This window comes from uncultured Mailhella sp., from assembly GCF_944324575.1.
Classification (GTDB): Bacteria; Desulfobacterota; Desulfovibrionia; order Desulfovibrionales; family Desulfovibrionaceae; genus Mailhella.
The window spans coordinates 1-12,149 of the sequence record NZ_CALUWV010000062.1 but is presented as its reverse complement, the minus strand read 5'-3'; the positions used below and the strand labels follow the sequence as shown (position 1 = coordinate 12,149).

The 12,149-nt window shown below is 56.4% G+C and carries 10 protein-coding genes and 1 pseudogene; 9 read left to right on the top strand and 2 right to left on the bottom strand.

The genetic code is table 11. From position 1 onward, the window contains the following. Nucleotides 1–456 (top strand): annotated as a pseudogene (locus tag Q0J81_RS08090) (NAD(P)H-hydrate dehydratase); the annotation flags it as partial. Between the two features lie 44 nt (nt 457–500). Next, complete coding sequence (selD, locus tag Q0J81_RS08085) at nt 501–1,550, top strand: selenide, water dikinase SelD (RefSeq protein WP_294447088.1); 1,050 nt, start codon at nt 501–503, stop codon at nt 1,548–1,550. 157 nt (nt 1,551–1,707) lie between these two features. Here the strand turns inward: selD and Q0J81_RS08080 are convergent, their stop codons facing one another. Continuing rightward, the gene (locus Q0J81_RS08080; RefSeq protein WP_294447085.1) at nt 1,708–2,340 is read right to left on the bottom strand and encodes a molybdenum cofactor guanylyltransferase; all 633 of its coding nucleotides are present in this window, start codon (nt 2,338–2,340) and stop codon (nt 1,708–1,710) included. A 1-nt stretch (nt 2,341) separates the two neighbouring features. Next, the gene (locus tag Q0J81_RS08075; RefSeq protein WP_294447084.1) at nt 2,342–4,003 is read right to left on the bottom strand and encodes an FmdE family protein; all 1,662 of its coding nucleotides are present in this window, start codon (nt 4,001–4,003) and stop codon (nt 2,342–2,344) included. A 243-nt stretch (nt 4,004–4,246) separates the two neighbouring features. Between Q0J81_RS08075 and Q0J81_RS08070 the strand changes: the two genes are divergently transcribed. The 7 genes from Q0J81_RS08070 to Q0J81_RS08040 all read left to right on the top strand — a co-directional run bounded on the left by Q0J81_RS08070 (nt 4,247) and on the right by Q0J81_RS08040 (nt 11,418). Then, on the top strand, nt 4,247–5,245 hold the full coding sequence (locus Q0J81_RS08070) for a site-specific integrase (protein WP_294447082.1): 999 nt from the start codon (nt 4,247–4,249) through the stop codon (nt 5,243–5,245). A gap of 181 nt (nt 5,246–5,426) precedes the next feature. Beyond that, the gene (locus Q0J81_RS08065; protein WP_294447081.1) at nt 5,427–5,720 is read left to right on the top strand and encodes a helix-hairpin-helix domain-containing protein; all 294 of its coding nucleotides are present in this window, start codon (nt 5,427–5,429) and stop codon (nt 5,718–5,720) included. Between the two features lie 155 nt (nt 5,721–5,875). Further along, nucleotides 5,876–7,039 carry a hypothetical protein gene (locus Q0J81_RS08060; protein ID WP_294447080.1) on the top strand — a complete coding sequence of 388 codons (1,164 nt, stop codon included), beginning with the start codon at nt 5,876–5,878 and terminating at the stop codon, nt 7,037–7,039. Between the two features lie 27 nt (nt 7,040–7,066). Continuing rightward, the gene (locus tag Q0J81_RS08055; protein WP_294447079.1) at nt 7,067–7,354 is read left to right on the top strand and encodes a transcription factor; all 288 of its coding nucleotides are present in this window, start codon (nt 7,067–7,069) and stop codon (nt 7,352–7,354) included. 425 nt (nt 7,355–7,779) lie between these two features. Further along, nucleotides 7,780–9,936, top strand: a complete 2,157-nt coding sequence (locus Q0J81_RS08050; RefSeq protein WP_294447078.1) for a molybdopterin-dependent oxidoreductase — start codon at nt 7,780–7,782, stop codon at nt 9,934–9,936. A gap of 10 nt (nt 9,937–9,946) precedes the next feature. After that, nucleotides 9,947–10,711, top strand: a complete 765-nt coding sequence (locus Q0J81_RS08045; RefSeq protein WP_294447077.1) for a 4Fe-4S dicluster domain-containing protein — start codon at nt 9,947–9,949, stop codon at nt 10,709–10,711. Further along, nucleotides 10,708–11,418 carry a cytochrome b/b6 domain-containing protein gene (locus Q0J81_RS08040; RefSeq protein WP_294447072.1) on the top strand — a complete coding sequence of 237 codons (711 nt, stop codon included), beginning with the start codon at nt 10,708–10,710 and terminating at the stop codon, nt 11,416–11,418. The genes Q0J81_RS08045 and Q0J81_RS08040 overlap by 4 nt, the downstream gene beginning before the upstream one ends. The last annotated feature ends 731 nt before the right edge of the window (nt 11,419–12,149 follow it).

Genomic DNA, 12,149 nt, shown 5'->3' with positions numbered 1-12,149 from the left:
GCCGCGAAATACGACGTGTTCACGCCGGATGCCGGAGAGCTTGCCTTTCTGGCTGATGAAAAGGCTCCGCATCCGTTTTATACCCGCGGATTTCTTCTGTCGGAGGAAAACAGGGCGGATGAACTGGCGGCACGAGCCTGGGAACACGGTGACAGCGCAAGGACTCTGCTTGTCAAAGGGGCCGCCGACATTATCATGGAAGAGGGGCGGGAAGCAGGACGGATAACCGAGCCATGCATTCCCTTCATGGAACCCATAGGAGGGACGGGCGATCTTGTTACCGGACTCCTTACGGCCTTTGCCGCTTCGGGCAGGCCGTTCCGGGAAGCCTGTGTGCTGGCCGCGCAGAGCGCCCGGCTGGTGGGGCGGCTTGTCTGTCCGAATCCGGCCTCGTCCATTGCCTCCTTCATGCCTTTCGTGGCGGACGGCGTGGCCGAAGCCCTGGAACGACATTAAACCTGTGCCTCTTGCACGGAGAACGTATGGCGACATTCTGCCTGATGGACAAGACCAGAGGCGCCGGCTGAGCGGCGAAGACGGCTCCCGAGTTGCTGGAGCAGATTTTATCCGACATTACGCCGCCGCCCGACAGGGAGGGACGCATTCTGCACGGGTTTTCCAACAATGAGGACGCCGTGCTGGTCAAGGCGCCCCCTGCGGGACTGGCGCTGGTGCAGACCGTGGACATTCTCGGTCCCCTCGGCAACGATGCGAGGCTTTTCGGTCAGACAGCGGCGGCCAACGCGCTTTCCGACGTGTACGCCATGGGCGGCTGGCCGTGGTCGGTCATGAACATTGCGGCCTTTCCCTCGCCTTCGTCCGAGTCGGATACTCCGCTTTCCGTGCTGGCCGACATTCTGTCGGGAGCCATGGAAAAGGTGGCCGAGGCCGGAGCTGTGCTGGCCGGAGGGCATACGCTTGACGATGAGTGGATCAAGTTCGGCCTGTCCGTCACCGGAGTGATTGATCCCGAACGGGCGGCGCGCAATGACGGACTTCAGGCCGGTGACGTGCTCATTCTCACCAAGCCGCTCGGCACGGGAGTGCTTGCCACGGCCGTCAAGGCCAAGTGGCCGGGAAGCGACGAGGCGGAGAGCGAAATGTACCGCTGGACGACAAGACTCAATGCCCATGCTGCTTCGGTTTTGCGAGACATGGGGCTCAAGGCGGCCACGGATGTTACCGGATTCGGCATAGGCGGGCACGCACTCGAAATGGCGGGAGGCTCTCACGTATGCGTGGAGCTTGATACGTCGGCGCTTCCCTTCATGGATCAGGTGGAAGATTTTGCTTCCTGCGGGCTTATTCCTGCGGGGACGTACCGCAACAGAGACTATTGTGCCTGCCGTACGCTGGTGTCGGACAATGCGGACGAGCTGCGCGCCACACTGGCCTTCGACGCACAGACGTCCGGCGGACTTCTGCTGGCTGTTCCGGCCGAGCGCGGGCAGGAAGCCTGCGAAAGACTGAAAGCCCTCGGTGAGCCGGCGTTCTGCGTGGGGCGGGTAACGCCCGAGCGGGAAGACGGCAAGCGGCTCATTCTGGCCTGATACTGCATATCATAAAAATCCCCGGGAAGCTGCGGCATTCCGGGGATTTTTCATGGCGTGAACGGAAGAATCGGAAACTGCGATAAAAAAACGATGCAGGGCTGCGTCAGTGGCCGTCCCGGAACTCATCGTTGTCCCGAAGGACGGCACGTTCTCGTCAGTGTACGTGTTCTCCGGTAGAATGTTTCAATATGTTGACGGCTTGGGCAAAATCTTCCGGGGTGTTCATGTTGAGAAAGGCAGGGGAGTCGGGACGGGGAACGAGACAGTTCCCCTCGGCGGGAACGGCGGACCAGATGCCCCAGCGTTTCTGTGCAAGGGCGTCTTCCAGAAATGGCAGACTCTCAGGCTCATAGATGCCGATGAGTGACTCGATGAAACCTTCCTGGTCGATGAAGGTCGTACGCAGAAGGGATTTTTTTCGAAGTTCGGTCGCCATGCGGTTCATTCTGGCCTGAACCAGCAGGTTGAGAATGTCCGGCGTCATGAGGGGAAGGTCACAGGGAACGGCCAGCACGGCGGTTTTCACGCGGCGCAGTGCGGCCACCAGTCCGCGCAGAGGCGTGGGGCGGCCCGAGTCTTCGTCGGGAATGAGCAGAACACCTTTTTCACTCAGGTGTTTTGTCTGATCGGGACGGCAGGAGATGGCAAGTCCCTGTACGTCCTTTACCCGGCAGAGCATCTCAAGACTGAAATCCACCATGTCGCCCGCGCCGCCATGGACGACGGCGCGGGACTTGTCGTTTCCGAAACGGGAGGACAGGCCTCCGGCCAGAACGAGACCGGTCATGCTATTTCCCGAATCCGCATTTGGGGTAGGTGCATACGGGGCAGGCAGTGCAGTATCCGCCTTCGCCGAGACGGGCCAGCTCTCCTCGCGTGATGAGGCGACCGGCCAGAAGGCGCGGAAGCAGCAGATCGAACACGGTGTTCTTGAAGAAAAGCGCGCAGGCGGGCACACCCATGACCTGAATGTCTCCGGAGGGCGTTTCCATGCGGCCCACCATGGCCATGGCGCCGGGCAGTACCGGCATGCCGTAGAGCATATCCGTCAGGCCGGCATCGAGCAGAGCGGGTCTCGTCACGTCTCCCGGATCCACGGACATGCCGCCCGTGGTAACCAGAAGGTCTATGCCCGCCTCCTTCATGGTCTGCACTTCGGCCGCAATTTTCTGCCTGTCATCCGGTACGATGGCGGTGCGGATGACGTCGCAGCCGTACTGCTTTGCCTTTTCCTGCATGACGGGAATGAACTTGTCTTCGATAAGCCCATTGAACACCTCCGTACCTGTAACGAGCACGCCCATGCGGGCGCGGCGCAGCGGAGTGACAGTGAAAAGCGGTTCATCGCCGAGCACGGCAAGGGCCTGTCCGAGGCGTGCGCGATCCAGAAAAAGAGGAATGGCGCGGGTTCCGGCTATTTTTTTGCCTTCCTGAACGAGCGTGGCATCCTGTCGGGATGCGCACATGACGTCGGGCACGAGGTTGAAGCGCTCAAGTTTCTTCACGTCCACGGAGAGCAGACCGGAGCAGTCAGCCACGAAGTCGATTTTTCCTTCCCGGGGAGGAAGGGCGTAGCGAACGCCGGGCCCGGCCATACGACGGGCAAAGCTCTCCGCAGCCTCGTTTTCGTGAGCGGGAGCCTCGGGGTCGGCAGCGGCGGGGGATTCTTCGTCAAATACCGCCACGTCGAATCTGCCTATCTGCTGGAGACGGCAGAGATCTCCAGGACTTACCGTCTGACCTGCGGTAAAGGCGGACCCCTTGAATTCTCCGGGCACGATGCGCGTCATGTCATGCGCGAGCACTTTGCCCACGGCGTCCTCGGCGGACACGATGCGGATGCCGGGAGCGGAAGAGGCGGCCATGGGGCGGGGCGCGGTGTTGTGGTTTATATAATAGCGTTCGCCCTGACAGGCCCGGCATATTGGTCCATCCTTTAAAGGATAGCCTTCTCCGCATACGGGGCAGACGGCTACCGCGCCGCTCGGAGCATGTCCAAGAAGATTGCCGTGAACGGTCACCTCCTGAACTCGGCAGATGCTGTCGCCTGCCTCCTCGATTTCACGGAGAAGTTCCGCTTCGTCCTGTTCCTTCTTGGGCTTTTTCTTCATGAGCCAGGAATAGTATTCCGGAAAGGCTTTGAGCTTTTCGACATCCACGCTCACGCGAACGCCTCTTCCGGTATATTTGTCGTACAGAGTCACGGCATAGCGGCCGATATCCCGCACTTTCACCCAGTTGTTGCCCATGCTGCACAGGGAAAGAAGCTGCACGGCATCGGGCAGGCACTTGCGGGTTTCGGATATGGCTTCGAACAGCGTGCCCTCCGGCAGATGACGCTGGGCAAGCGCCACCATGTAGCCGCCGAGCAGAAGTCCGGGAGCGGCGTAACCATGGAAGCGTTCGGCCATGGCCTTGAATTCGATGAAGGTATGATTGCCTATATTCATGATTCATCCGATGTTGTTGGGGGTGGCGGGAAATGTTCCGACGGGTGCGTCCCGCAGACGGCTCATTCTGATATAATGAGTATGCCTCAGGACGACAAGCCATGTTCCGCTTTCCGCACGCTTTGTGCGCAAGCGGCAGGGTTTTCAAAATAACACATTCCTCGCCGTCGCCAATGAAGTCCTTTTTTCTGGAAAATCGAGATTGCTTCTGCTAGGCTTCGCCGAAAAACAGGATCTGTAAACATGGATGATCGCAGCTTGCAGGAATCTCAGGATATGGAAGAAACGAGCCTTCGGGCTTTTCTCCAGGCTTTTTATCACTGGTATGAGTGCGCGGTTTCGCCGGCGCAGCAGTGTTCGCGTTCACGGGTGCTCATGGTGTGTCTGCTGATACGTTTCGCAGCCCTGCGGCTGGGAGAGGCTCTTGCTCTGGACGACATGGCCGACATGGACGTGGAAAAGGGCGTGCTGTATGTGCGGGGCAAATGGGCGCGGGTGCTTCCCCTTCCGGATGCTGCACTCAAGCGTCTTGCGGAACTGCGCGATGCGCCCTGCAATGTCAGGGCCCGAGGCGGACTTTGCCGTCTGGATCCTGCCTATGTCAGACGTGTCTTTGCCTCTCGGGCCCGCGAGGCGGGACTTGCCGGTGTAAGCCCTACGGATCTTCGCGACTTTCGCGAACAGGAGCTTCTGCGTCAGGGCGTGCCGCTGGCCGTGGTGGAATTTTTCCTCGGCAGAGGAGAGGGGGGAATGCCGAAGCCGGAGGATGAGGCCAGGCTGCGAAAGGCTTTTCGCCGGTGGGAGTATGTCAGCCGGACAGGACGCCACAATGTCGTGTCGGGAGTTCTGACCCTTGTGCATAAAGGCTCGTTTTCCTGCCTTCTGGAGATCCGAACGACAGGCGGCATGACGTTTTTGGTGCGCTGTTCCACTCGTACGTTCACTCGTCTTGAACTGGTCGAAAAGCGGACGGCCGAAGTGTTCGTCCGCTCTCTTCAGGTCGGCGTGCTGTCGGAAAAGCCGGCATCTGACAATTGTTTTGCCGGAACGGTAACGGACGTTTTGGCACGCGATGGAGAGGCCAGAATAATGATCCGACTGAAGGACGACGTTCTGGATTTTTGTGCCATACTGTCTCTTGAGGACGTGCAGGGCATGAAGCTGCAAAAGGGAAGAGTCGTCTGGATCCGGATTCGTCCGGAAGATTTTACCTTTGAAAGTGCCGGACAGGGAACTCGCTGAGTCGGAGGGAAAAAATTTTTTTTGCGCGGACTTTCTTGTTAAACCATTCACAAAATGAGAGAAATGATATATAAAAAGAGGGCGAAATTTTAATGCCCGCCTGAGGCGCTTGACATGAGAAGTTCAAGTGCGTATTAGAGCGGGAGAACGTTTTCCACCCTTATTTTCAGGAGAAACTGTCATGGATATCAAGCGTATTCTTGCATGCTTCGCTGTTGCTGCCCTGTGCTTCACCGGTACTGCCTTCGCGGCTGAAAAGGCCAATCTGAACAGTGCTACCGAGGAAGAACTTGCCGCTGATCCCAACATCGGTCCCGACCTTGCCAGAAAGATTGTGGAATATCGTGAAAATGTGGGCGATTTCGCCAGCTACGACGAGCTGAAGGACGTGGAAGGCATCACCGATACCAAGATCAAGCAGATCAACGAGCATTTTGAAATTGAAGGCGTTGCCAGCTTCGACTGCAACTGCTGATCATCCGCGTGTCCAGTCACGTAACGTTGCTTCTATAATTCCGGGATTTCATTGTGAAATCTCAATATTCCGACATCATGGGCCGGAGCGGCGCAGAACGCTTCGGCTTTCGTGCTGACGGACCGGAATTAATCATCCAAGGAGTTCCTATGAACATGAGTGCTCTCAAAGGCCTCGGCAAGCTGTCTCTTGCTCTGCTGCTTGCCGCCAGCCTGAACGGAGTAGCTCTGGCCGGAGTGGCGCCTGTCGAAGGCAGTGCTGCCATGAAATCTCCTGCCAACAACGCCGCCGTTGTGGCCAAGCTGATCGGTCTTGTGAACAACCGTCACGAGAAGACCCTGCTCGGCCTTGAACGTACCATCAACGACGGCATTGTCATTCGTCAGAGCTACATCAAAGACGGAAAGATCATCATTCCTTCCGAAGGTCTGTATACCACTGCCCGTTCGAGCAACTGGTATCCTTTCGACAATGAACCCATCACCATGGCCGGCAAGACTTATCGCGTCATCGTGGACCGCTATGTCCGCGACGTGATCCGCGACGTCGTCATGAAGAAGGGCGACGTCATCACCAGCAATGCGGACAAGTCCCGCGGCTGGGAGCTTTCCTCTGTGGAAGGCTGGGAGACCTACGGTCTGGCCGATGGCAAGGAAGCCGTTTTCAAGGTTGTGAAGACTACCGGCAACTACTATGGATCCAGCTTCCCCGTGAAGGTCGGCACCAGCATCACCAATGATGCCGCCGACGGTTCTCTGGTGCATGGTTCCAAGCAGCCCGTGGGCCACACCGTGCCTGACGAACAGAACAATCTGTCCCGCTTCGACTACGGCAGCAACGTTTCCAGCGTGGGCCGCACCTATGTGGTCGTGGACAAGATTGATGAAAACGACAATGTTCATGTCCGCGAGCTCGCTACCGACAGCTGCACCGACATTTATATGTCGCCTTCCAAGCCTGTCATCGGCACTTACGGCAACAACGCCACCTTCAAGGTCGGCGACGCCAGCGTGGCGGTGAAGAACATCGGCAAGGACAGTGTGGATGTCTCCATCACTGACAAGGCCGGCAACGTCACCACCAAGAAGCTCTACATTGACTCCAAGAATGCCAAGTGGCTCATGCAGTCCATGGTTGAGCGCGACAAGTGCTATGTCGTCTCCAAGGACGGCAAGACGCTTGTCCATCTGAACATCCGCCCCGGCAACCCGTTCAAGGACGGTAAGGTTGACCTGGTTGCGTACTCCGACGTCATCGACGTGCAGAATGGTTCCGACTGGCCTACTGACCCGCGGTTCCTGGCACGTCCCGAGACCTGAGCTACCTGCACCTATCCGCACGAAGTCATGATCGCCAACAAGGAACCGATCATACTCGACGGCGGAGCCAACAACGTGTTTGTTGGTCCTGACAACCAGTTCAAGATCGTTATCGATGAATTTGACGGCAAGACTGTGAAGGCTTGGCATGTCGAGACCGCTAAGGCCAAGACTGACAACCTCGCTACTCGTGCCGAGGGCAAGAACATTGACCTTGTCGTGGGCAAGGCCTGCCGCTCCACTGTTCACTTCATCAGCCGCTGGTACGGCAAGATGTATGATGAACATCTGCGCGGCAAGGACGTGTTCAAATAGCATCGGTTTGGCACGGGAATTCTGCGGTTCCCGTGCCTTTTTTCTCTGCTCGGCTGAGGCGTGCATTCCCATGCGCTGAGCATGCATGCTTCAGCAGAAGAGCCAGACTTTCTGTCTGGCTTTTCTTTCCTGATCGAACCTGGCTTCGTTCTCTTGGTGCCTGATGGGAGAAGAGCGGCACGGCTCGGAACGGGGGTTTGTTTTCCGAACGAATCTTTCAGGCGGATTTCTGGTCGGAAAAACGTCGGACTCAGGCGGCCGGGGCGTGCGTCATGCGTGGTTGATTCCCGAAAGCGGTCCGGCTCCATGCCCATGGAGCAAAGGCTCCCTGTATTTTTCGGACTTTTGTTCCTTGCCTGGAAAAATCCGGGTTCGCGGCTTTGGCAGAGTGTTTCTGCGCAACATGTTCAACAGGCAGGTTTATCATGCCCGAAGGTTATTCACGAAGAAATTTTCTTAAGCTGAGCGCGGCCCTGCTCGCTGGCGGGGCTGCCATAGCCAGTCCCGACAAGGCTCGTGCCATCGGCTACGTTTCTCCGAAAGGTGGAGCCATAACGGAAGTAAAGGGCTATTGTCCTTTCTGTCAGGTTCGCTGCACCTACAAGGCACGCGTTCAGGACGGAAAAATTCTCAGCGTTACCGGCGACAAGGACAATCACTGGACAGGCGGAGCCATGTGTCCCAAGGGAATGTCCATCCTTGAACTCATGAACAGTCCCTTCCGCATTACCGAGCCCATGTATCATGAGCCGGACGGCAGCTGGCGCAGAATTACATATCAGGAAGCCGTCGACATGGTCGTGGAACGCATGAAGGCTGTTCGCGACAAATACGGCGCTAAGGCCGGCAACCGCGTGGCTCTTACCATGCCGCTGTGGGACTGCCTGGAATCGGAAATTGCCGCGCTCATGACGCTTCGCACGGTGGGCAGCGTTCAGGCCATGCCTCCGGGAGAAACCTGCGTATCCACGGCCTCCAATATGCTCGGTCTCATGCTTGGCGTGAACAGCGGCTCCACCCAGGTGGACGATCTGCCCAAGGCTGAAACCCTCGTGCTGTGGGGGGCCAACGTCAATGATCTGTATCCTCCCTATACGCGCTGGCTCAAGGCAGCCCATGACAGCGGCACAAAGCTCATTTATGTTGACCCGCGCAGAACCCGCACCAGTATCTGGTGCGACAGGCAGCTTCGTCCCCAGCCGGGTACAGACGGCGTTCTTGCGCTGGGCGCCATCCGCTATATTCTTGAGAAGGGCGCCTATGACGAAGAAAGGGCCCGTTTTCAGATTGAGGACTTTGAAGAGCTTGCGCCCCAGACGGAAAAATTCACGCTGGATTATGTGCAGTCCATAACGAAGCTCTCAAGAGAAGAGATCACGTCCTTTTACGATGCGCTCGCTGCGAGCAGAAAAACCATCATCTGGCTCGGCGGCTCGCTTTCCCGTCAGACCAACGGCATCATCACGGCACGAAGCATCATTCTTCTTCAGGCTCTTCGGGATAATCTCATCGGTGAAGGCAAGGGCATGCTCACCTTCCAGAGCGGCAAGCCCGGCGGCGGTGAAGAGCTTGTGGAGCATTATTTCGGTGAGAACAATACGCCGAAGATGAACTTCCGCCGTCTGCGCATGGCCATGAGCAAGAAGAATCTCGACATTCTCTTCCTCAACTCCAGCTATCGTCGCAATCCCGACGCCCTTGGCGTGCGTAAGGCCATTCAGAATGTGCCTTTTGTCGTGCATATGGGATTCTTCCTGGATGAAGAGTCCGAAGTTTCCACACTGTTCATCCCCGCCACCTTCGGTCCTGAAAGCCAGGGATGCGGCTACGGCAACGAAAATCAGGTGGCCTGGCGCGAAAAGATCGTACAGGCGCCCGGTTCCTGCGTTCCCGCCTGGCAGTTCTACCGCGACATAGGCCTCAAGCTTGACCCTGAACGGTATCCCAACTTCAAGGATCCTGAGGAAATCTGCCGCATGCTTCAGGCGGAAGTACCTTCCTGGAAGGGCATCACCATGGAGCGCATGCGTAAATCCTCCACCGTGACATGGCCTCTCTATGCCGAAGGGGAGGAAGAGCGCAAGGGTACCGTGTTTACGGAAGGCAAGCTGCTTACGCCTACCGGCAAGATGGTTGTGATGGACAGAGTATTCGGCGGCATCGACCGATGGGACTATCCTAAAGGACATCCTGCCGGGAAGGACGGAAAGAAGGACTTTCCTCTTATTCTTACTCAGGGCAAGCAGCTCTGGCACTGGCAGCAGACGCTCACCAACTTCGCCAGATCCATGGCGCAGTTCTCGAACGGTCGCTTCGTGCAGGTCAATCCCGCAACGGCTGCGGAGCTCGGTCTGAAGCAGGGGGACCGCGTCATGCTGGAAACTACCATGGGCGGCATTGAAGGTTGGGTCGACATTACGGAAAACGTGCTTCCCGGAGCCGTGTTTACGCCCGCCAACTGCTGCCGGACCACGCCGCTGAAGGAAAACCAGAGCGAATCCATCTGCGACATACTCCCGAATTACTGGGACCGCATCTCCGCACAGCATAACTGCACGGGATGCCGTCTGAGAAAAATATAAGAGGTGAGTCATGGCTCGATACGTCATGGTCATTGATTCTGAAAAATGCATGGACTGCAAGGCCTGCATCATAGCCTGTCAGCAGCGCAACCAGGTGCCCTATGGTTTTTACCGCAACTGGGTGCATGAAACGGACAGCAAAAATTCACCCTGCGGCTTCAAGTTTCAGCCTGGAGCCTGCATGCACTGCGACGATCCTTCCTGTGTGCGCGCCTGTCCTACGGGAGCCACCTGGAAGTCCAAGGACGGCACCGTGGAAATAGACCGCTCGCGCTGCATCGGCTGCGGCAGCTGCATCAAGGCCTGCCCCTATCATGCGAGGTTCCGCCATCCTGTCACCGGCACGGCCGACAAGTGCGACTACTGCCACGGCAGTACCCCCGGACAGACTCCGGCCTGTGTGGCCGTGTGTCCCATGCACTGTCGCATCTTCGGCGATGCCGATGATCCCTCTTCCGAAGTTTCCAAGGTGCTCGCCGCCCGTAAGGCGGTGCATATCGTGCCGCTCGGCAGCGGCGCAAAGCCCACGCTGACGTATCTCGACGTCACCACGCCTTCCGAACTTCCTGCCGCCAGCACTACGAGCTATCCTGTGGAAGCCATACGTCCTCTGTCCAAGGGCGTCACGTGGGTGGGCGGTCTGGTACTGGCGGCGCTTACTGGCACGTTCGTGCGTCAGCTCGTCAAGTCTTCGGAAAAGGAGGATGAGGAAATTGCGGCGGAAACGAAGGCTGCTTCCTCTGCCGAAACGCATGATAAGGAGGACAATGCATGATCCGTCGACATTCCCGTTCTGCCATATTCATGCACTGGTTTAATGCCATCTGCTGGATTTTTCTTCTTTTTTCCGGTTTTGCCCTGCTTGTCGGCGAGATGCAGCCCGTCGGTCAGTGGTGGATTGACCTCTGGCATGGCGTTTTTGGCGGTCGAGGTCTTCTGGTGGCGCATCTTGTCGTCGGTTCCGTGTGGGTCATTGTCTATGCCCTGTATGTGCTGCTGTTCTCGCGCAGAGAAGTGATTCCTTTTCTGCGCGAAGTGACGACGTTCTATGTCAAGAGTGATCTTGAGTGGTGCATGAAGAAAGGCTTATGGCTCGTACTCGGTCCGAAAATGACCAGAAAGCTGGGCGTGGATCCCACGCTTCCGCCCCAGGGGTTCTACAATGCCGGACAGCGCATGGTGGCTGTGGTGGCGGTGATCGCGAGCATCGGCCTTGCCGTGACGGGCGTCGTCATGGGCTTCTTCTCTGGCAATGTGGAATACGCCGTGTCGGAAAATGTGCTGCAGTGGTGCATATTCATTCACTTCTGCTGCGCGGGTGTCATGGCTATCCTTCTGCCTGTTCATATCTACATGGCCGCGCTGGCTCCGGGAGAAGGACCGGCTCTGCGCTCCATGTTTACGGGATTTGTGCCGGAAAAGCACATCGAGCACCATAACCCGATCTGGTATGAAGCTTTGAAGAAGAAAGGTCTTCTGTAGTTCTGTATATGTAAATGATGGAGAAAAGGCGGATTTCCATGAAGGGAGTCCGCCTTTTTTCTGGTTAAAAGCAAGACTCAGTCAGACCTGGATCAAAAATTTATAGCATAAACATAGTCTAAACAGGAATTTTTATTTACTAAGAAAGAGAGAGCTGACAGATGTACCTTAGAAAAATCAAAAAATGTCATAAAGTGAAGTACAAAGAAAATAGTGCATATAAGAATGAACTGTAAATAGCATATAGCACTTGCACAAAAATGTCGAAGATAGATTTTCTATGAAGCATAGAGAAATATTACCAATATTATGAGAATAGAATTGATATATAATAAGCAAATGCTGCCATAATCATATCTCGATATAGTGCTTGCTATACCGAGAAGATGAATTATCAGTCTTCGATGAATTCTTGAAAGAAAAAGGTAGCCGGATGATATCCGAGTCGGTTGGAGAGTTGAAGTCAAAAATCGTCCAGGAAGTTCTACTGATACAGCAGACAAGAGTAGAACAAAGACAGCTGAGTTGCATCAGACATCAACATTCACTCATACACGAGGAGAGCATCTGCGCACTCCGTACGGCAACCGTCCGTTTACAGGTACAGATGCAGATATGCAGATGGCATCTTGCAGCTGCCCTGTTAGCGAGTGCAGGGAAGAGAGCCGTATGGAGCAGAGAGAAACTGTTGCCATGTCGGCAGGATCCATGTTGTGCAGAGCTGAGTTTAT

Bases quoted from the DNA above. Each gene is read 5' to 3' on its own strand.
- Q0J81_RS08080 (WP_294447085.1), bottom strand. From the start codon at position 2,340: ATGACCGGTCTCGTTCTGGCCGGAGGCCTGTCCTCCCGTTTCGGAAAC.
- Q0J81_RS08075 (WP_294447084.1), bottom strand. From the start codon at position 4,003: ATGAATATAGGCAATCATACCTTCATCGAATTCAAGGCCATGGCCGAA.
- Q0J81_RS08070 (WP_294447082.1), top strand. From the start codon at position 4,247: ATGGATGATCGCAGCTTGCAGGAATCTCAGGATATGGAAGAAACGAGC.
- Q0J81_RS08065 (WP_294447081.1), top strand. From the start codon at position 5,427: ATGGATATCAAGCGTATTCTTGCATGCTTCGCTGTTGCTGCCCTGTGC.
- Q0J81_RS08060 (WP_294447080.1), top strand. From the start codon at position 5,876: ATGAGTGCTCTCAAAGGCCTCGGCAAGCTGTCTCTTGCTCTGCTGCTT.
- Q0J81_RS08055 (WP_294447079.1), top strand. From the start codon at position 7,067: ATGATCGCCAACAAGGAACCGATCATACTCGACGGCGGAGCCAACAAC.
- Q0J81_RS08050 (WP_294447078.1), top strand. From the start codon at position 7,780: ATGCCCGAAGGTTATTCACGAAGAAATTTTCTTAAGCTGAGCGCGGCC.
- Q0J81_RS08045 (WP_294447077.1), top strand. From the start codon at position 9,947: ATGGCTCGATACGTCATGGTCATTGATTCTGAAAAATGCATGGACTGC.
- Q0J81_RS08040 (WP_294447072.1), top strand. From the start codon at position 10,708: ATGATCCGTCGACATTCCCGTTCTGCCATATTCATGCACTGGTTTAAT.